This is a genomic window from Polyangium sp. 15x6 (assembly GCF_029960785.1).
In the GTDB taxonomy this organism is placed as follows: Bacteria; Myxococcota_A; Polyangia; order Polyangiales; family Polyangiaceae; genus Polyangium.
In genome coordinates this window covers 1-19,801 of sequence record NZ_JASBQE010000080.1, presented here as the reverse complement: position 1 = coordinate 19,801, position 19,801 = coordinate 1, and the positions used below count along the sequence as shown (strand labels likewise).

Here is a 19,801-nt window from a genome sequence, read left to right as displayed (position 1 = left end):
CACGGCCTGGACCGAAGGCGGATGAACCGCGCGATGCGCGGTTCATCCGACGGGCCCGTGGCAAGACCACGAGCGGCGTTGCCAGTCTTGCCTCGGCCTGTTCGATGAACTGCGCATTGCGCAGTTCATCGACCCCGGGTCCAGCGCTTGCGCTGGTCCGGGTCCAGGGGCGGATAGCCCCGGTGGGGTCTGGGGCAAAGCCCCAGCGCTACGCTACAGAGCACCCTCTGGGAGCTTCGCGTCGGTAGACCGAGGGCGCGACGTTCACCATTCCGCGCACCTGGCCATTCAGGCTCTCGGCATAACCCAGGAAGAGATGGCCGCCGGGGTTGAGGCAATCGACGATGCGGTCGAGGACCAGGGCCTTGGTTGCCGCGTCGAAATAGATGAGCACGTTGCGGCAGAGGACGAGATCGAAACGCCCGAGCTTCTGGGACGTGACCTGGATGAGGTTTTCCCGGCGGAATGTGACGAGTGCTCGGAGCTCTGGGCCTGCCTTCATTTCCCCGGCGTGCGAGCGCTGGCCGCGGAGCATGTAGGCGAGCAAATAGTCGTGCGGGATCTCGGGGGCTCGCTCGATGGGATAGATCGCCCGCTGCGCTCGATCGAGCGCTCGGGTCGAGAGATCCGTGGCGAGGATTTCGATCGCGAGTCGTGGATCTGGAGGGAGCGGCGCGAGGCCATGGAGGAGCGTCATGGCCAGGGAATAGGGTTCTTCGCCGGTCGAGCATGCCGCGCTCCAGACCCGGAGCCGCCGGTAGGTCGCGGGGACCGTCGCCGCCGTGCCTGCGGCCCGTCCTTGCCCGAGGCGTGAGGTCCATTCCGGCAGCAGGGTGCGGCGAATCAGCTCGAACTGCCGGGGCTCCCGGAAAAAGCGGGTCTCGTTCGTGCAGATGCAATCGAGCATTCGCTCGAGCTCCTCCTGTCCCCCGGGGCCGGTCACACGACGGTGGTATTCGGCGAAGGAATGGAGCCCGAGCGCCCGCAGCCGGGGGGCGAGCCGGGAGAGCAAGAGCGGGCGTTTGTGGGGGCCGAGGGATATCCCGGAGTGCCGGCGGACGAGCTCCTGGAACAGCTTGAATTCGTCGTCGTGGATCGAAAGGAACAGCCCCGTCGGCGGCGCATCGTGTGACGAATTCACGTCACGTGCTCGCGGCGGCTGGCTCGAGGGAACGGGCGGCGAGGAGCTCGTCCGGGGAGAGGACGTGATCGATGTCGAGCAAGAGAACCAGCTTCCCGTCCACCTTCCCCAGCCCGAGGAGATGATCCAGGCTCATTTTCGTCCCGAAGGGCGGGGCCTTCTCGATTGCGCTCGCGTGCAGCTCGAGGACGTCTCCGACCGCGTCGATCAAGATCCCCACCCTCGTGAGGGCCCCGTCGATGTGCGTCTCCACGACGAGGATGCACGTCCGGCGGGTGATGGTCGAAGCTGGCATGCCAAACCGCTCCGCGAGATCGACCACGGGCACGACGTGCCCGCGCAGGTTCAGGACGCCCAGGATCGCCGGAGGCATCATGGGCACGCGGGTGATGTCCGTATATTCGATGATTTCCCGGGCCCCCAGGATACTCACCGCGTACTCGCCCCCCGCCACGTGGAACGAGATGTACTGGGAGGTGCCCGCCTGCTCGACGTCTCCCATGAGAGACCTCCGTATCCCGTCAGCAAAGCGAAAATAGCCACGTCCGTCAAGTTCCACGTGCGCGCGATCGGCGTCGGTCCGTTGACAGACATTCGCGCCCGAGGCATGCTCCCGCGGGCTTGGACGCGGCATGGACGCTGAACTCGAAGCGCTCGTGGAACGATTCCTCGGTCAGTCGAAGGAGAGCCTCGACGCAATCGAGGACGATCTGCTCGGCCGCGAGGTGAGCACCGACGACGGCGCGGTGCTCGACAGGGTCTTCCGGGCCGTGCACTCGTTGAAGGGAGACGCCGGGACGCTCGGCTTCGTTCACGTCGCCGAGCTCGCGCACGCCATGGAGACCGCGCTCGAGCGCATGCGCGCGCGCTCGTTCTCGCCCAAGGACGAACCGATTACGCTGCTTCTGGAGAGCGTCGACGTCCTGCGGAAGATGGTCGAGGCGCCGACGTCGCGCAGCGAAGCGCTCGCGGTCCAATCTCTCTCCGTGCGCGCGCGGCTCGGCCGTGCCGTCGAGGGCGCGGCGCCGCCGCCTCCAGGCGGCGAAGAGGGGCTTTCGACGGGGCCGAGCTCGAGCTCCGGGGTCGTCGGGCCGGCCCGCGGCGCGGAATCGGGGCCACGTACACTCCGAATCGATCTCGACAAACTCGATACGATGCTCACGCTCCTCGGGGAGATCGCCGTCGCACGAAACCGGCTCACGGAGCTGCTCGACGGCGAGACGCCCGCCACGGGGTACGAGCTGCGCGAGGCGCACGAGCAGGCCGATCGTCCTTATCGCGAGCTCCAGGGCCTCATCATGCGGGCCCGGATGGTGCGTCTCGACGAGGTGTTCCGGCGGTATGCGCGCATCGCTCGGGACCTCGCGCGGGCGAGCGGCAAGCTCGTGAACCTCGTCGTCGAGGCCGAGGGAGCGGAGGTCGATACCCGGATCGTCGATCATATTCGCGACGCCCTCATTCACCTCGTCTCGAATGCCGTCGATCACGGCATCGAGCACCCGCGCGTGCGCGTGGCCAAGGGGAAGGACGCGTGCGGGCGCATCGTGATGCGCGCGCGTCACGACATGGGCGCGGTCGTCGTCCAGATCGTCGACGACGGCGCCGGTCTCGACCGTACGAAGATCCTCGAACGAGCGATCGCTTCGGGCCACGTCACGCAGCGGCCCGAGCTCTCGGACGAGGAGATGGTTCGTCTCGTCTTGACGCCCGGGTTCTCCACCGCGCGCGCCGTCACCCAGACCTCGGGGCGGGGCGTGGGAATGGACGTCGTGCGTCGGGACGTGGAGGCCGTTCGGGGAACGCTGCGGATCGAGAGCCGCGCGGGCGACGGCTGCACCGTCACCCTGCGCATCCCGCTCACGGTCGCGATCATCGACGGGTTCGGTGTCGCGCTCGAGGGGACGACGTACGTCCTTCCGATCGAGGCCGTCAGCGAGTGCCTCGATTTCCCAGCGGCCGAACGAAGCAAATCGGACGCCGTGGGCCTCCTCGACGTGCGCGGCACCGTATTGCCCTACCTGCGATTGCGGTCGCTCTTCGAGGTTTCCGGCGCGGCGCCCGCGCGCGAGCACGTCGTCGTGGTCCAGCACGAGGAGACGACACTCGGCCTCGTCGTGGACGCCGTCCTCGGCGAGCGGCAGGCGGTCATCAAGCCTCTCGGGCCCTTCCTCGGCCACGTCCCTTGCGTCTCCGGCTCGACGATTCTGGGGGATGGAAGGGTCGCCCTGGTCTTGAGCATTCCGGACATTTGCCGCCATGCATTGGCCCTGGGCGAACGGGCGCAGCCCGGCGGCTGAGCTGAGCATTGGTCTCATCCGGGAGGCGCTTCGCCGGGGCGCCGCCCCGGACCCCGCGGGGGCTGTTCGCCCCTCGACCCGAACCAGGGCAAGCCCTGGACTCGGGGTGGAAGAACTGCGCTCCGCGCAGTTCCTCCAACGGCCGGTGGCAAGACCAGAGACAGCGTTGCCCATGAAAAGGTCAGCGCGGCCGTCTTGCTTGGCAGAGGTCGTTCCTCGGCCTGTTCGATGAACTGCGCGAAGCGCAGTTCATCGACCCCGGGTCCAGCGCTTGCGCTGGTCCGGGTCCAGGGGCGGATAGCCCCTGGTGGGGCCTGGGGCAACGCCCCAGCGCAGCGCTTCGAGATGAGACCAATGCTCAGGCGGCTGATGGAGGCTCAAAGCGTTCGAATGGCGGCGGTGCCGTCGTCGGTGCAATAGGCAATGTGCCGCCCCTTGTTCCCGCCGACGCTCTGCTCCACGATGACGATCCCGGTGGTCTCGAGCAGCTTCAGCGCGACTGCGACGTTTTCATCGCCGAGGGATCGGACGGGGGAGGCGTGCAGGCTGATGTTCGAGCCTCCGAAGACCCGCGCGGCCATGCCTTCGGCCGTGCATCCGAGCTCCTCGAGCTGCGCCATCAGCGCTCGAAACGCCGAATTCCCGAATCGCGCGGACGATGCGGTTCTCTGGGGGCAGAGGGGCAGCGTGTAATGGCAAAGCCCTGCCGTGCGTCGGCCGGCGTGAAAGAGGCAGATGGCCACGCCGGAGCCGACGACGGTCGTCACGATCGTCGGCTCCGGGGATGTGAAGAGATCGCCGGGAGGGAGGAACTTTTGCGCACGAGAGGAGCCCGGCGGGGTTCCGGGGGGTATGGGGGGCGGCTTTGACATGCCGGGCTCCAGGATCCTAATCACCGATGCAGTTTTTGACCTTCTCGAGGAGCTCGACGGGCTGGATGGGCTTGGTGACGTAATCGGAGCAGCCGCTTTCGAATCCGTTCACCATCATCCCCTCGCTGCACTGGCTCGTGACCAGGATGATCGGCACGGCTTCGGTCAGGGGATCTGCACGGAGCCGCCTGCAGGTCTCGAAGCCATCGATCGATGGCATGACGACGTCGCAGAGGATGAGGTCCGGCCGCTCGGCGCGCGCTTTGCGGACGCCTTCCTCGCCATCCTTGGCCATCACGATGTCGTAGCTGCGCCGCAGGATGATTTCTTCGACTCCGAGCGTGATCTCCGAGTCGTCGATGAGCAGGATCTTCTTTCGCGCCGGCATGCACACTCTCCATCACCGCGGATGAGTCGCTGAAACGTGGGACAGCGCGCGTAGTCCTAACCGAGTAGACGGGAACCGCGTGGACCCGTCAAGACAAAAAGCAATGTCACGGCGGGTCACACGGGCCGGAATGTCCCTGCTGTGCGCGAGGAAGGACTCAGGGCTTGGCCTGACCTTCGATCGCGCGCCCGAGCATCTTCACGACCCCGTCGAACCGCGCTTCCTCCGCGGACGAACGGGTCATAGACAGGTCAGCCACCCGCGCCATCCCACGCACGCCGCACGCCGCTCCGTCGCGCGAGATGCCTCCGCTGCGAGCGGGTGCATGAAGCGCGCATAACAATCGCGCCGCAGACCGAGCATTCGCTCGTCCCACGGCGGGTGCGGTTCGAGGGCCGCGAATGCCGCCACGCACGCGTTTTCCTCGGGGAGCACCTCGGAGAGATCGACCCGCACGTTCCTCCGCGTCGATTCGAGCACCAGCACCGAAAATGGCGTATCGAGCGCCGTGAAGAGGCGCCGCGCGTCCGCTGGCGCGCTCTGGCCGAGCTCACGCGCGAGGTCCATGGCCCGGTTCATGACCACCGTCGAGGGCCAGGGATCGTGCCGGTAGGCCGTGAATGCCCTTTCGAGCAGCTTCACGGCCTCGGCGCGCCGGCCCTTCGCGTATTCGTAGCGGGCGCGGATCACGTCGGCCTCGATCGGGAAATCACGGGCGTGCCGATCGAGCAGCGGGAGGACGGCGTCGTCGCCTTTCCACGCGAGCCCCTCGGCGACGAGCGTCGTCTCCACCGGGCCGATCGGGGCTTGCTCCTGGAATGCCCATTTCGCGAGCGCGCCTTCGAGGTTGCCGGCCGCGTAATTGACGAGCGCTTGCACGCGCACCTCGGCGTCGGGCGTGAGGTGCTCGGGCATGGCCGGGTCCGAGCCGTCGCCCGTGACCTGGGCCGCGCGGTCCTCCGCGACCCGCACGAAATCGAGCGTGCCCGATTTCAGCGTCGGGCGATCCTCCTTGCGGCGCCGGACGGGCTCGAAGAACGTGGACACCGAGCCGAAATTGCCGACGGCCCGCGCGAAGCCGAACTCCACGCGGTTTCGGTCGTCCGTGTTGAAGAGCGCGCCGGGCACGTCGGCGAGGGTCCGCGCGAACGGAGGGCCGGCGACGTAATGCGCGAAGAGCCCCTCGATCCCCTCGGTGCGCCAGGCATTCAACAGCGCGCGCCGATAAGGCTCCGCGGCGAGCTTCGTCCGGAGGAGATCCGGATCGTGCACGAGCGGCGCCTCGGATGCGACGAGGACGAGATCACTCCAGCCGAGATACCACGTCTCGACCGCCGGAAATTCCGAGGCGAGCGTCGCGTAAATCGTGCGCAGCGTGCCTTCGTCGATCTCGTAGATCTGCACCCATTGCAGGAAGAGCCCGCCCTGCTTCAGTCGGCCGCGCACGGCGCGGTAATACTCCTGCGTGAACAGGCTCGCGACGCCCGCGCGGTAGGGGTTCGAGGGCTCGGAGAAGACGACGTCGTACTGGGCCGGCACGGTCGGGAGGATCTCGCGCGCGTCGCCGAGGAGGACACGAACCTTGGGGTTCGAAAGGACGTCCTCGTTCACCGGCGCGCAGCGGCGGCCGATTTCGAGCATGGAGGGCTCGAGCTCGGCGACGTCCACGCGCTCGATCGCGGGCACCTTGCCGAGCCATCCGGCGGAGCTCCCGGTGCCGAAGCCGATCACCATCGCGTGCTTCGGATCGGGGTGGAGCAAGGCGCCGAGCAGGCCACCCATCACCTGCGTGGAGGCGTCGCCGCGCGCGTTGCCGTCGATTTTGCCATTGACGACCATCGCGATGCCGTCGGTGCCGTCGATGGCCACGCTGCCCTCGCGGCCCTCGGTTTGCCAGAGGATCGCGCGCTTGGCGTCCTCGATCCAGGAGCGCGTGAAGGCGGGGGTGTCGAGCAAGACCCGATCGACGCGACCCGCGCCGATGGGCGTGTGCCGGAGGACGGCCGAGGGGCCGGGCGAGAGAATGGCGGCGAAGGCGAGGACGGCCGAGACGGGGGCGGCGATCATGCGCCGCAATGCGGGGACACGGAACGCGAAGAAGGCCGCGCCGGCGGCCATGGCGAGGAGCCCGAAGACCACGGCGCGCATGGATCCGAGGGCGCCGAGCCAGGGGACCAGGAAAAAACCGCCGGCGAGCGAGCCGACCATGGCGCCGAGGGTATTGTGCGCGCCCACGGTGCCGAGGTGCGAGCCCACGCGTGCGCGGCCCTCGCCGAGGAGCGCGACGAGCAGCGGATATTGCACGCCGGCCACGAGCGCAGCGGGAAACGCCATGATGGCCGTGAGCGCGATCCAGCCGGGCACGTAATGGAAGAGGCCCGCGCCGACTTCGGGCCGGACCGCGAGCGCGAGCACGGCGAGCCGGTCGCCGAGCGCGAAAGGAATGGCCACGAAGAGCGCTTCGAGCGCCGCCGTGAGCGCGAGGCCCCGCGCCGACGGAGCGCGCTTGCGGAAAAGAATCGGATACAGGAGGCCCCCGAGCCCGATCCCGAGGAGCACGACGGCGAGGATGACGCCGAACGTATACACCGTGCCGCCGAGCAGCGGGCCGAGGAGGCGATACCAGACGAGCTCGAGCCAGAAGAAGAGGAACCCCGAGAGCGCCGCGAATGCGAGCACGAACCGCGGCGGCAAGCTCGCGGGGCTGGCCGCCGCGCCCTCCTTTTCGTTCGTCGTGACGGCCGGCTCCTCGGTCATGGGGGCGAGCCGCTTGTCCACGAGGAGCGCGATTCCCGCGACGATCGCATTGAGCAGCGCGGCGACCCAGAGCGCGCGGCGCGTGCCGAGCGTCTCCAGGAGGAGCAGCGTGCAGAGCGTGGCGCCCGCGACCGCGCCGAGCGTGTTCGCCGCGTAAAGCCAGCCGACGGCGCGCCTTTGTGTATCGGTCTGGCTCTCGGCCGAGCGCGCGGCGGCGGGCAAGGTGCCGCCCATGAGGACCGTGGGCGCGCCGATCACGAGGGCGGCGAGCGCGAGGCGCAGCGCCGTGCCGAGCGTCATTCCGAGCAAAAAGGTGCCGCCGGCGGCGCGATACACGACGCGCGCGAGATCGATCGCGAACGGGCTCACGGCCGCGAGCGCGGCAATGGCGAGCTCGAGCCGCCCATACATGCGGAGCGGCCGCGGCGAGGCGTCGCTGCGCTTGCCGAAGAGCAAGCTGCCCGCGCCCGCGCCGCCGATGAAAATGGCGAGCACGGCGGCGCTCGCCGCCGTCGAGGACCCGAACACGAGGCGGAGCTCGCGCTGCCAGGCGGTCTGGTAGACGAGCGCCGAGAGGCCCGAGCCGAAGAGCAAGAGCGCGACCTTGAGCGGATGGGCCGAGGAGCTCGGCGCGGAGGGGCGTGGCTGGGTCATCGGGTGGGGCGCGCATCCTAGATCGGGATCACGAGGGGGTGGAAGCGGGAGTGGAGCGGGACGACCGACCCATGGCGCTCCCCGGCGGCGAGGGGTGCGTCCGTCATGCTTCCGAAAGGAGCGCCATGATACGATCGGTCGCGGCCGTTTCCTCGTAGGCGCTCCTGGAGAAAAGCGATGCTCTGTTCGCCGCGTCTTGCTTCGAGACACCTGGTGCTCGCGGTTTTGTTCGTGCTGCTCGCGTTCGGGGGATGCTCGGACGATCCGGAGGCTCCGCCCGTGCCGCCGGCGAAGAGCTGCGCAGCGGGAGAGGCGTTGCTCGAGGACGGACACTGCCTGTCGCCGGGGCCGCCCCTGGATATGGCGTGTCCGCCGGGAGAATGGGAGATGCCTGGAGGCGGATGCGCGCCGGCGGGGTTGCCGCCCGATAGGGCCTGTCCGCCGGGGGAGATGGAGAAGGAAGGGGGAGGCTGCGCGCCGGCGGGCATTCCGCCGGAGATGTGCGCGCCGGGGTTCGTGCCGGATGGCAATCGTGGGTGTGAGGCGATCTTGCCGCCCGAAGGTTGTCCCGATGGGATGATGGCCGTGCCAGGGGATACGGCGTGCCGCGAGGTTTCGTCGTGCGGCGCGGGGGATTGGGGAGACATCCCGGTCGAGGCGACGACGCAGTTCGTGAATGCGGCTTATCCGGGGAACGATAGCGACGGGACGCAGGCGAAGCCGTGGAAGACGATTCAAGCGGGCGTGACGGCGGCCGCGACGGGGGCGATCGTGGCGGTGGCGGCGGGGACGTATACGGGTCCCGTGACGATCCAGGGCAAAGCGGTGAATGTCTGGGGGCGGTGCCCGGCGCTGGTGGAGATCAAGGGGATCCTCGGCGAGTCCGCGGCGGTCGTGATCTCCGGAAGCGCGGCCGATACGAGCGGGGTGCGCGGCGTCTCGCTCACGGGACCGCTGCGAGGCGTCGCGGTGTACAACGACGCGCGCAACGTCGTGCTGGAGCAGATCAGGATCCACGATACGGGCGACTTCGGCGTCGAAGCACGGACCGGGACGGAGGTTCGTCTGGTGCAATCGCTCGTCGAGCGGGCCACCATGATCGGTGTGTCCGCGGAAGCGGCGAACGTGACGGTCGAGCAATCCGAGGTGCGCGGGACGAGGGCCAATGGCGGTGGGAATTTCGGGCGGGGCGTCAATGCCGACGATGACGGCGCGACGCCGTCCCAGGTCACCTTGCGTCGGTCGATCCTCGATGGCAATCGTGAGGCCGGCGTTTACGTCGGGAGCTCCGATTTGCTCGTCGAGGGGACGGTGATCCGAGGGACGCTGACCAGTGGGAGCGGGACGCGGGGCGTCGGAGTCGTGGCCCAGAGCTCCACGTCGCAGGCGCGGGCCCACGCCACGCTGACCGGCTCGGTCGTGGAGGACAACCACGAAGCCGGCATCGTCGTCATCGGCTCGGATGCCACGGTGGACGCGACGACCGTGCGAGGAACGCAGCCTCTGGCGAACGGGCAGGCCGGGTTCGGCGTCTTTGCCTTGGACGCGAGCAACGGCGAGCGCGCGAGCGTACACGTGAACCGTTCGATCGTCCAAAAAAACCACACCTACGGCGTCTTCGTGCAACGCTCGGACGCCTCGATGCAGGGGACCTGGGTGCGGGAGACCCTGGGCGCACCCGGACACGGGGTCGTCGTTCTCGGCGACGCGGAGAATCGATCGAACGTCGTGATGAGCGACTCGGTCGTCAGCAGCAACAAGGCCATCGGTATCGACATCGTCGGATCCGATGCGACCGTCGACGGTGTCGTCATGCGTGGCAACCGCCGAGGATTCGAGGTGCTGAAGAGCGCCGGAGCGGGGCAGCGGTCGAACGTCACGGTGCGCGCGTCGCTCCTCGAGCAAAACGCAGACGTGAGCGCGTTCGTGAACGATTCGGACCTGACGATGGAGTCGACGGTGGTACGGGAGACGCTGATCGCGGGCAGCAAAGACCGAGGCTGGGGGATGGTCGTGCAGGACGGCGCCAACGTCTCGATGCGCGCCTCGCGCATCGAGAGCAACCCCGATATGGGCCTGTTCATCGCGGACGCGATCGCGCTCGTCGAAACGTCGGTCTTTCGTGATACCAAGTCCCTCGGAGAGGGGTTGGGCAATGGCATCCAGGTGCAGAGCGACCTCGTTACCGGCGTCCGTTCGAACGTGACTTTGCGCGCCTCCCTGATTGAACAGAATGAGCTGTTCGGCGTCTTCGCCACGCAGTCCGACATCGTGATCGAGCAGACGGTGGTGCGCGAGAACGGTCACAATGGCGCCGGGGAGGGCGCAGGTATCTCCCTCGGATCCAGCGTGGATCCGACGAATCGAACCAAGGGGGTCGTGCGCGCGTCCTTGCTCCACGACAACCAAAATGGAGGTGTGCTCGTGATCGGCTCGGATGCCCAGATCGAGGGCACGATCGTGCGAGACACCCGGATGAACGCCATGGGGGGACATGGCCGTGGCGTCCAGGTGCAGGCCGCCGCGTATACCGGGGCGCGTTCGAACGTCGGCATCGTCGATTCCGTCATCGAGGGCAATCACGAAGCGGGCATCTTCGTGGTGCACTCGGACGTGACCATCACGTCGGCTCTCGTGCGCGGGACCAAACCCAACCAGTACGAAGAATACGGTGACGGCATCGTGGCGAGCGTGGACGAGGCGTCTGTCTCGAAGTTCGGAGCGTTGCCGTCCTCGGTTGCGATCACGAAGAGCCGCATCGAACACAACGCCCGGGCCGGCGTCGGAAACTTCGGCAGCGCCATTCAGCTCGTTTCGAGCGAGCTCGCCTGCCACGCGTTCGACTTGAACGGCGAGAATGCCCTGGGGTATACGTGGTCCTTCGACGGCAGCCACGACAACAAGTGCGGCTGCCCGACGCCTACGGAAAGCTGCGGCGCCAAGAGCGCGGGGCTCCAGGCTCCGCAGCCCGTCGTCGATACGCCCGGCCCCGTGCCCGCCCCGTGACCCGCTCGTTCACCGGCGGATCCTCGTCCACTCCGGCGCCTGTTCGGGCCTCCGCCTCTCGAGACAGTGCACCGGTGTGTAGTTTGGTCGTGTAACTCAGCACATAGTACATCTTGACCAATGGGTTTCACTTGTGTATGTGGGGCCCCGCGTCCTCGACCGAGGTCGCATGGAGGAATTTGTGTCCAAAGGCAACGTTATTTTGAAAATCGTGGCGCTCTTCGCGTCTTGCGCTGCCATCATCAGCGCTTGCGACAGTGCGCCAGTGTCCGATCCGCAGGCCAATGAGAACGTGGCAAGCGTCGAGCAGCTTCTCTGCACCGACGTGGGGAACTCGTGCGGCATCGACGCCGACTGCTGTACGAACCAGTGCTGGTGGGGCACGTGCCAGTGCGTGGCGACGACGGACTGGGGGTGTACCAAGGATGCGGATTGCTGTAACGGTGGCGCCTGTTACATCACCGCTCCGGCCACCATTGGCACGTGTCGCCTCCCGGACGGTGCGCCGTGCACCCATGGCGATGGCGAGAGCGAGAGCTGCAACAGCCACGTGTGCTGGGACGGTGTCTGCGCGACGTGCGCGCTGACGCAGAGCGCGTGCGGCGGAGACAACGACTGCTGTCAAGGCGATTGCCGCTCGGGGGGATGCTGCCAGCCTCCCGGTGGCGCCTGTGGGTCCGACGATGACTGCTGCGTGGGAACCACTGGCTATTGCTACCAGGGTGCCTGCCATTGCATCTACATTGGCGACTGGGGCTGCGACAAGGACTCGGACTGCTGCGCGGCGGACGTGGACGGCACCATTTGCAACACCAATGGCAAGTGCTGCATCCCGGAGGGCATGCCGGCCATCGGTGAATCGGGGTGCTGCACCACGGGCATCCGCAACGGCCTCTGCGCAACGTGCAAGGAGGGCGGCTCCTGCACGCAGGACAGCGATTGCTGCTCCAACTCGTGCATCAACGGGGCGTGCCATGAGTGCGTCGGAGCAGGACGCGCGGATTGCACGCAAGATGCGGACTGCTGCGGGAACGACTGCCGCAGCGACGGCTTCTGCTGCGCGCTCAAGTACATGGGTTGCGGGACCAACAGCGACTGCTGCTCCAACTCGTGCGTGAACGGTACCTGCGAGTGACCTCGCCCTTGCTCGCCCGCGGTGCTCTCCGCGCCCACCCCTGACGGCGGGCAGGCCCCTTCCATCCTGAAGCGGGCGCGGGAGCAGCGGCCACGTACGGACGCCTTCTCTTTTCCCTTGACAAGGCCCCATCCGCTCGCCCGCTACTCCCGCCCTCCACATTCCAGTATCCTTCCGAACTGTTACGCGACACCCTTGCCCTTCGAGCCCGTCCCGCTCGATGCTCCCCCGCATGGCAGATCCCTATATTGATCAATATGAGACCCTCGCTTATGGCCGGTTTGCCGTGGCGCAGATCCTCGCGCTCGTCATCGGCCTCGACACCGAGGCGGACAGCTTCGTCAAGCTCACCGCGGACCGGCTCGCGGTGGAGACGGACACAATGGAAGTCGTGCTGAGGAAGGCCGGCGCGCTCGACGCGGTGACGTACAAGCCGGTCGAGGGGAAGCCGGACGTGGTGGCCAACGCCAAGGGCGTGATCCGGCGGCTCGTGGCGTACGCCGAGTCGAGAGAGAATGGCGCGGCCATCGCGGCGGACATCCTCCAGCACGAGAACATGAGCACCGTGCTCCGGCGCAGGCCCGTCAAGCTCGCGGCGGCGCTCGACCATGCGTTCACCGCGATCGAGAAGCACAAGGCGAGCCTGCCGGAATACGCGAACTGGGCGCAGCACGTCGCGGCGACGAGGGACGCGCTCGGCGCCCTCAATGAAGGCGTGCGCAAGGCGCGCGTGGATCGCAGGGAGGCGACGCCCGAGACCGAGGCGGCTCGCGTCAAATGGCTGCGGCGGTACTCGGCGACGAAGTCGATCGTCGAAGGAATCCTGAAGCCGCTCGGCAAGGTCGTGATGATGCCTGAGATCTTCGATGACCTCGCGGAGGTGCATCGAGCCGAGGGCGTGTCGGACGAGCGCGCGCAGCCTGGTTCGCCCAGGTAGCAGCCGTCACGTGGACATTACGCCCCTCGCGGGCCCTGTCCCATGCTCGCAGCATGGCCGACGACCCCCTCGGCGCCGAGGGAGCGCCGTGCAACTTGGATCAGCGTCGCCTCGGCCGCCGAGGACGACCTCGGCAACCCGGAAAATGTGAGCTCGCTCCCTGAGGGAGGGACGGACGCCGCGGCGAGAACGGGCTCGGCGGCAGAGGCCTTCGCGCGCGGGAGCGCGGGGCGCGCCTCGCGGCCGAGGCGGCGTCGGGCAGGTTGAAGGCCGGTGCCTCGGGGGTCGAGGCAGCGGCGCGCGAGCGTGCGTGTCAGTCCACGCCGGCCGGGACCTCGGCGCCTCGGATTGCGCCCCGCGCCTCGGGCTCCTTCCCATGGTCCGACGTGCGCGGCCGCGCGCGCTCCGCCCAGATCGACGCTGCCACGAGCACGGCAATCGAGGTCCACGCGAGGACCTGAATCTCGCCGAGCGCGTGGCTCGCGACGAGCCCGGCCGAGCCGACGAGCGAGAGCGCGAGCGGGCCCGTGCGCCGCGAGCGGGCATAACGACGGACACTCACCACGAGCGTGATCACGACCGCGGCGACCAGCAAAACGAGGTGCTGCGTCTCGCTCACCACGAATCCGACGCCGACCGCCGAGAGCGCCTGCGCCCACGCGCCGAGGCAGGTCGGGCACACGGCGCACGCGAGCACGGGGAGCGCCGCGCCGAGCAGCGACGAGCGGCCGCGCTTCGTGGCCCGCGCTTTTCGGTGGTGGCCTCCGCAGCAACCTTCGTGATGTCTCTCGGCGTGCTCGGGTAGGCTCGTTCGGGCGTCCACGATCCGATCATGACCCCGGGACCCGTCGATGCAATGCCATCACGGGCGCGAGGTGAAAGACGGGAGCCGGAAAATCCAGGGGAAAGCGGAGTGTCCGACGATGGCGGTTGCTTTTCGTCGCCGTTCGCGGAAGGTTCGCTCTCCATGAGCGCCGCCTCCTCCGAAGAATACGTGTTCCCCGTCGTCGCCGCTCCCGACGACATCGACGAGCTCGGGCACGTCTCCAATGTCGTCTACGTGCGCTGGGTGCAGGACGCGGCCAAGGCCCATTCCGAGGCCGTCGGCTGGGACAGGGCGGCGTATCTGCGCGCGGGCGCCGTGTTCGTCGTCCGGCGCCACGAGATCGATTACCTCGCGTCCGTGTTCGAGGGCGATCGAATCGAGGTCCGCACCCACATCGCGAAATTCGGCGCCGCCACGTGCGAGCGCAAGACCCGCCTCGTGCGCGCGTCGGATGGCGTCGAGGTCGCCCGCGCCGTCACCTCATGGGCTTTCGTCGCGACCGCCACCCAGAGACCCACCCGCATTCCCCAGGAGATCCGCGACGTCTTCCCCGCCGCCGTCGGGCGCGGCGCCTGAGCTTTTTTTTTCACCGTCGCCCACGTCGAGCAGCACGGCGACGAGCATGTCGCTCATCACGTTCACGCCCGAGCGAACGCGGGCGATGATCCAGTCGACCGTCATGACCAGCGGAATGGCCGTGGCGATCAAGGCGTCCGGCAGCCCCGCCGCGCCGAGCACGAGCGGCAGCACGACGAGCCCCGCCTCCGGAATGCCCGCGATCCCGGCCGCCGCCATCACCGACGCGAGCCCGATCGTGACCTGGCCGCCGAGCCCGAGCGGCATCCCCACCGCCTGCGTCAAAAAGACGGCCGTCATCGCCTCGTAGAGGAGAATGCCGTCGTTGTTGAGGTTCGTCCCGATACACGCGGCGAGGCGCGCCGACGCAGGCGAGACGCCCATGCGATCGAGCGCCTTCAGCGTGACGGGCACCGTGGCCAGGCTCGAATTCGTCGAGAGGCCCGTCAAGATGGGGTCCGCGCCGATCCCGAGGTACACGCGCGGCGGCTTTTTTCCGACGAGCCAGGCGACGAGCGGGTAATACACGAGGGAATGCAGCGCCATCGCCGCGAGCACCGTGACGAGGAAGATCCAGATCGATTCGAAGACCCGGAGCCCCGCCTTGCCCACGACGTCCGCGACGACCCCGAGCACCCCGATCGGCACGATGCTCACCACGATATCGAGCGCCTCGACGAGGATCGCATACACCCCGCCAATGCCCTGCTCGATCACCGTCAAGCCCTGCTCGGTCCCCTCGGTCCGCCGCGCCCGCGCGCGCCGGAGCGCGAGGCCCGCGAGCAGGCCGAGGAGGACGACGGTGATGACGCTGTTTTCCGAGAATGGATCGACGAGGCTCCGCGGGACGTAACTCGAGAGGTTGTCGAGGAAGCCGAGGCTGCCCTTTTTCGAGGCCGCGAGGAGCTCCTGCGCGGCCGCGTCCGAGGGCGCGGCGCCCAGCCGGTAAAGCTCGGAGACGGTGCCCGAGAGGTGCCGGCCCGGCGTGAAGCCGTTCATGATCGAGAGGCCGATGCCGAGCGCCACCGTCGCATTGACCGCGCAAATGACGAGGAGCCGCGCCCCCTTTTTGAGGGAAATGTCCGTCTTGACGAATGCGTCGAGGATCGCAAAAAACACGAGCGGGACGGCGAGCGCCTTGAGGAGCTTGACCACGAGCAGCCCCAGGCGGCCGAGCTCGGCGTTGCCGATGCGACCGAAGAGGTACTTTCGCTCCCCGAAGACGAGCCCGAGGACGATGCCGAGGACGACACCGGCGAGCACGCGCACGTAGAGCGGAACTCGTCGGTTGGGTGGCTCTCCTACGACGTGGCTTTTTTGCTCCCCCATGGCACCTCGTGTCTTCACGCGGGTCCGGAGCGCCGTCAATTGTCATGGTGAGCCCCCTGCGCGAGGGCTAGCATGGTGGCATGGTTGCCCCTATTTCGCGGGTGCGTCGCGGAGAGGACCAGGCGATGAACGGGGAGCCATCGCGAGGAGCGGGGGAGACGGAGGGAGGTCAGCCCGCGACGAGCGCGCCCCGGACGCTCGGCGCCGGGGCGGGCCCGCTCTCGACGAGCCAGGCGCCGTCGGGGCTCACGACGCACGTGCCGTCGTCGGGGCGGTGGAGCGCGGCGCAGCTGCCGCTCGTCGACCGGTCGAGTTATACGGTGGAGTGCGAGGTCGCGCAGGGCGGGATCGGGCGGGTGCTGTCGGCGCGTGATCAGAGGCTCGATCGGCGGGTGGCGCTGAAAGAGTTGATGGACACCGGCACGTCCGCCGAAGACCGGTTCGTCCGCGAGGCGTTGCTCACGGCGCGGCTGCAGCACCCGTCGATCGTTCCGGTCTACGAGGCCGGGCGCTGGCCGACGGGCGAACCATTTTATTCGATGAAGCTCGTCTCCGGGCGCCCTCTGTCCGAGATCATCGACGGCGCCCGCACGATCGACGAGCGTCTGCCGCTGCTCACGCACGTGCTCGCGGTGGCCGACGCGGTCGCGTACGCGCACGAAAAACGGATCATCCACCGTGATTTGAAGCCCGCGAACGTGCTCGTCGGCGCGCACGGCGAGACGCTCGTGATCGACTGGGGTCTCGGGAAAGATCTCTCGGAGCCCGTGGTGGACGTCACGCAAACCCCGGGCGCCGAGGGCGATGACGAGGCGGGCCCCGTCTCCGAGGCGACGCTCGGCGACGGGATCACGCTGGTGGGCTCGGTGATGGGGACCCCGGCGTACATGCCGCCCGAGCAAGCGGCCGCCGAGCCCGTGGACGAGCGCGCGGACGTGTATGCGCTCGGGGCGATCCTGTATCACCTGCTCGCGGGGCGCGCGCCGTACGCCGGCGTGAATGGGATGAAGATCCTGCAGCGGGTGCTCGAAGGTCCGCCGACGCCGCTGCCCAGGATGCAGCGCGGGATCCCGCTGGATCTGCTGGCGATCGTGGACAAGGCGATGGCCCGGGATCCGGCCGCGCGGTATCCGACGGCGAAGGCGCTGGCGGAGGATCTGCGGCGGTTTCTCGCGGGGCAGCTCGTGGGCGTGCACGAGTACACGACCCGCGAGAAGGCGTGGCGGTTCGCGCGCAGGCACCGCGCGGCCCTGTCGGTGGCGGCGGCGGCGGCTTGCGTGCTCGTCACGGCCGCGGGGCTCTTTTTCACGAAGGTCTGGAAGGAGCGGGATCACGTCACGCGGGAGCACGCGATGGCGGAGGAGGCGCGCAAAAAAGCGGTGGAGGCCGAGCAAAGGGCCGTCGCGCACGCCGACGTGCTCACGCTGGTGCAGGCCCGCGCGGCCGTGCTGCGCGATCCGAACGAGGCGCTCGCATGGCTGAAGACGCTGTCGCCGACGTTCGATCTGTGGAGCTCGGCGCGCATCGTGGCCGCGGACGCCTGGGTGCACGGGCCAGCGCAGGTGCTGCGGGATCAGAAAGGGGCGGTCAATCGGGTCGATATCTCGAAGGACGGCAAGCGCCTCGCCGTGGCGAGCGACGATCACACGGCGCGCATTTACGATCTCACGACGGGCACGTCGATCGAGCTCCGCGGGCACGAGGACGAGGTCTGGGTCGTGGCGTTTTTCCCGGACGAGCAGCGGGTGCTCACGACGGGCAAGGACCGGACGATTCGTATCTGGGACGCGAGCACGGGCGCCGAAATCTCCACGCTGCGCGGGCACACGCGCCCCATCGAGCTCGCCCTTCCGTCGCGAGACGGCAAGGAGGTCGTGAGCCACGGAAACGACTGGACCGTGCGGGTCTGGAACGTGGCGACGGGCGCGCACCGCGTCCTCGCGTCGAATCCGAACATCACGCGGAAAGGTGCCTTTTCGCCGGACGAGCGCCATTTCGTGACCGCAGGGGACAGCGGGGTCCTGACGCTGTTCGATCGGACGACGGGGGAGTCCTTCACGCTGCCCGAGATGCGCGTGCACGACGCGACGGCGCAGCTCCTGCCGCGGTTCCCGATGGGGTTCTCGCCGGATTCACGAATGCTCGCGGCCGGCGGTCCGGACGGGACGGTGTGGCTGTGGGACACCCAGAAGAAGGACGTGCCGCGAAAGCTCGAAGGACAAGCCTCGGCCATCCTGCGGCTCGCCTTCGCGCCCGACAGCAAGCGTCTCGCGACCGCCGCGCTGGACGGGACGATCCGGATCTGGGATCTCGTGACAGGCGCGGCCACGACGCTGCCCACGTACGACGGCTCGGTGTTCGCGATGGCGTTCTCCCTCGACGGGCGCATGCTCGCGTACGGCGGAAACGATCACGCGGCGCGGCTCGTCAACTTCGCGACCGGGGAGCGGCGTCGGTTCGTCGGAATGCGCGACAACGTGTCGGACGTGCTGTTCTCGGACGACGGGACGCGCCTGGTGGTCGCGAGCGTGGACGGGACGGCGCGTGTCTTCCCGCTCGACACGACGCCAGGCCGCGTGATCGGTCAGCACGAGGGGTCCGCATTCGAGGTGGAGATCTCACCCGACGGCGAGCGCGTGCTGTCCACCGGGGCCGACGGCCTGGCGCAGCTATGGCCGGCGCGAGGCGACGGCGGCGGGCCGCCCGTGACGCTGGCAGGGCACGTGGGCCGGGTGATCCACGCGGAGATCTCGCCGAGCGGGGATGTCTTCGCGACAGCAGGCGAGGATGGAACGGTGCGGCTCTGGGACACGCAAGGGCACGAGATCCGAGCCTCGCGCACGGAGGGCGCGCGGGCGCCGGTGATCGAGTTTTCCCCGAACGGAGCGTCGATCGCGATCGGTCACACGACCGGCGAGGTGGCGGTCTGGGACGTCGACTCCGGGGAGATGCGCACGATCGGCCAGCACGAAGCGTCGGTCCTCGCGCTCGGGTTCTCCGCGGATGGATCGAGGCTGGCGACAGGCAGCCACGACAAGACGGCGCGCATCTGGAACGTCGCGACGGGCAAGAGCCGCGTGCTCGAGGGTCATGAAGAGGCGGTGGAGTCGGTCGCATTCTCGCCCGACGGGAAGGTGCTCGCCACAGGCTGCCTGGACCACAAGCTGCGGCTCTGGGACGAGGACGCAGCCACGCCGCGGACCTACGACGCGAGCGGATATCGCGTGGTGGGTTTGTCGTTCACGCCAGACGGCGAGACGCTGCTCAGCTCGGGCGAGGACGCGACCGTGCGCGTCTGGGACGTCGCGACAGGCACGATCCGCAGCGTGCTCCGCGGCCACAACGGTCCAATCCGGACACTCGCGCTGGCGGCAAACGGCGCAGCACTGGTGACGGGGAGCGACGACAAGACCGTGCGGCTCTGGGACCTCGCGATCGGCGAAGGACGCGTGCTCGGCACACACGAAGGCGTCGTGCGAGACGTGGACATCGCACCCGACGGGAGCTGGGCCGTCTCCGTAGGCCGCGACGGCACCGTGCGCATCTGGCCAGACGATCTACCCCGCGAGCCCGAAGCGTTGCGAGCATGGATCGCCCGATCCGTACCCGACACGGTCGAACACTTCACCGGCAACATGCTGGTGCCCTGAGCGCGGGCTGCCACGGCGCGGCGCCGGGGTTTCACCCCGGACCCCGACCAGGGGTTGTCCACCCCTGGACCCGGACCAGCGCAAGCGCTGGACCCGGGGCGACAGCGCGCGATGCGCGCTGTCGACAGGGAAAGCGTTGCTACCAGGTAGGGCAGCGCTGCTGTTTCAACTGGCAACGTCGCTCGTGGTCTTGCCACGGCCTGTTCGATGAACTGCGCATCGCGCAGTTCATC

The 19,801-nt window shown here is 68.4% G+C and carries 13 protein-coding genes; 6 read left to right on the top strand and 7 right to left on the bottom strand.

Annotated features, from left to right (window positions below):
• Positions 1-208 precede the first annotated feature (208 nt).
• Together QHF83_RS38955 and QHF83_RS38950 are read right to left on the bottom strand one after the other, a co-directional pair.
• Positions 209-1,141, bottom strand: coding sequence for a protein-glutamate O-methyltransferase CheR (locus tag QHF83_RS38955; RefSeq protein WP_282423142.1), 933 nt, complete (start codon positions 1,139-1,141; stop codon positions 209-211).
• A 1-nt stretch (position 1,142) separates the two neighbouring features.
• A complete protein-coding gene (locus QHF83_RS38950) occupies positions 1,143-1,643 on the bottom strand; it encodes a chemotaxis protein CheW (RefSeq protein ID WP_282423141.1) in 501 nt (166 codons plus the stop codon).
• Between the two features lie 130 nt (positions 1,644-1,773).
• Here QHF83_RS38950 and QHF83_RS38945 point away from each other — a divergent pair, with 130 nt between their 5' ends.
• Positions 1,774-3,438 (top strand): chemotaxis protein CheA, encoded by a 1,665-nt coding sequence (locus QHF83_RS38945; protein ID WP_282423140.1) that lies wholly within the window; start codon positions 1,774-1,776, stop codon positions 3,436-3,438.
• Between the two features lie 377 nt (positions 3,439-3,815).
• On the opposite strand, the gene QHF83_RS38940 is transcribed toward QHF83_RS38945, so the two are convergent.
• From QHF83_RS38940 to QHF83_RS38930, 3 genes are all read right to left on the bottom strand, one after another.
• Positions 3,816-4,205, bottom strand: a complete 390-nt coding sequence (locus QHF83_RS38940; protein ID WP_282423139.1) for a chemotaxis protein CheD — start codon at positions 4,203-4,205, stop codon at positions 3,816-3,818.
• Positions 4,206-4,326: 121 nt separating this feature from the next.
• Complete coding sequence (locus tag QHF83_RS38935) at positions 4,327-4,698, bottom strand: response regulator (protein WP_282423138.1); 372 nt, start codon at positions 4,696-4,698, stop codon at positions 4,327-4,329.
• A 240-nt stretch (positions 4,699-4,938) separates the two neighbouring features.
• Complete coding sequence (locus tag QHF83_RS38930) at positions 4,939-8,109, bottom strand: fused MFS/spermidine synthase (protein WP_282423137.1); 3,171 nt, start codon at positions 8,107-8,109, stop codon at positions 4,939-4,941.
• 213 nt (positions 8,110-8,322) lie between these two features.
• Here QHF83_RS38930 and QHF83_RS38925 point away from each other — a divergent pair, with 213 nt between their 5' ends.
• The 3 genes from QHF83_RS38925 to QHF83_RS38915 all read left to right on the top strand — a co-directional run bounded on the left by QHF83_RS38925 (position 8,323) and on the right by QHF83_RS38915 (position 13,187).
• Positions 8,323-11,115, top strand: a complete 2,793-nt coding sequence (locus QHF83_RS38925; RefSeq protein WP_282423136.1) for a right-handed parallel beta-helix repeat-containing protein — start codon at positions 8,323-8,325, stop codon at positions 11,113-11,115.
• Between the two features lie 292 nt (positions 11,116-11,407).
• Positions 11,408-12,250: a hypothetical protein gene (locus QHF83_RS38920; RefSeq protein WP_282423135.1), complete on the top strand. Its 843-nt coding sequence runs from the start codon at positions 11,408-11,410 to the stop codon at positions 12,248-12,250.
• A gap of 232 nt (positions 12,251-12,482) precedes the next feature.
• Positions 12,483-13,187 carry a hypothetical protein gene (locus QHF83_RS38915; RefSeq protein WP_282423134.1) on the top strand — a complete coding sequence of 235 codons (705 nt, stop codon included), beginning with the start codon at positions 12,483-12,485 and terminating at the stop codon, positions 13,185-13,187.
• A 313-nt stretch (positions 13,188-13,500) separates the two neighbouring features.
• On the opposite strand, the gene QHF83_RS38910 is transcribed toward QHF83_RS38915, so the two are convergent.
• The gene (locus QHF83_RS38910) at positions 13,501-14,010 is read right to left on the bottom strand and encodes a MerC family mercury resistance protein (RefSeq protein WP_282423133.1); all 510 of its coding nucleotides are present in this window, start codon (positions 14,008-14,010) and stop codon (positions 13,501-13,503) included.
• A 144-nt stretch (positions 14,011-14,154) separates the two neighbouring features.
• Here QHF83_RS38910 and QHF83_RS38905 point away from each other — a divergent pair, with 144 nt between their 5' ends.
• Positions 14,155-14,589 carry an acyl-CoA thioesterase gene (locus QHF83_RS38905; protein ID WP_282423132.1) on the top strand — a complete coding sequence of 145 codons (435 nt, stop codon included), beginning with the start codon at positions 14,155-14,157 and terminating at the stop codon, positions 14,587-14,589.
• Here QHF83_RS38905 and QHF83_RS38900 read toward each other — a convergent pair.
• Positions 14,494-15,858 carry a cation:dicarboxylase symporter family transporter gene (locus QHF83_RS38900; protein ID WP_282423131.1) on the bottom strand — a complete coding sequence of 455 codons (1,365 nt, stop codon included), beginning with the start codon at positions 15,856-15,858 and terminating at the stop codon, positions 14,494-14,496. The genes QHF83_RS38905 and QHF83_RS38900 overlap by 96 nt on opposite strands.
• A gap of 185 nt (positions 15,859-16,043) precedes the next feature.
• Between QHF83_RS38900 and QHF83_RS38895 the strand changes: the two genes are divergently transcribed.
• Positions 16,044-19,568: a protein kinase gene (locus tag QHF83_RS38895; RefSeq protein WP_282423130.1), complete on the top strand. Its 3,525-nt coding sequence runs from the start codon at positions 16,044-16,046 to the stop codon at positions 19,566-19,568.
• The last annotated feature ends 233 nt before the right edge of the window (positions 19,569-19,801 follow it).

Coding starts and splice junctions, on each gene's coding strand:
- QHF83_RS38950 (WP_282423141.1), bottom strand. CDS start 1,643: ATGGGAGACGTCGAGCAGGCGGGCACCTCCCAGTACATCTCGTTCCAC.
- QHF83_RS38935 (WP_282423138.1), bottom strand. CDS start 4,698: ATGCCGGCGCGAAAGAAGATCCTGCTCATCGACGACTCGGAGATCACG.
- QHF83_RS38905 (WP_282423132.1), top strand. CDS start 14,155: ATGAGCGCCGCCTCCTCCGAAGAATACGTGTTCCCCGTCGTCGCCGCT.
- QHF83_RS38895 (WP_282423130.1), top strand. CDS start 16,044: ATGAACGGGGAGCCATCGCGAGGAGCGGGGGAGACGGAGGGAGGTCAG.
- QHF83_RS38945 (WP_282423140.1), top strand. CDS start 1,774: ATGGACGCTGAACTCGAAGCGCTCGTGGAACGATTCCTCGGTCAGTCG.
- QHF83_RS38915 (WP_282423134.1), top strand. CDS start 12,483: ATGGCAGATCCCTATATTGATCAATATGAGACCCTCGCTTATGGCCGG.
- QHF83_RS38930 (WP_282423137.1), bottom strand. CDS start 8,109: ATGACCCAGCCACGCCCCTCCGCGCCGAGCTCCTCGGCCCATCCGCTC.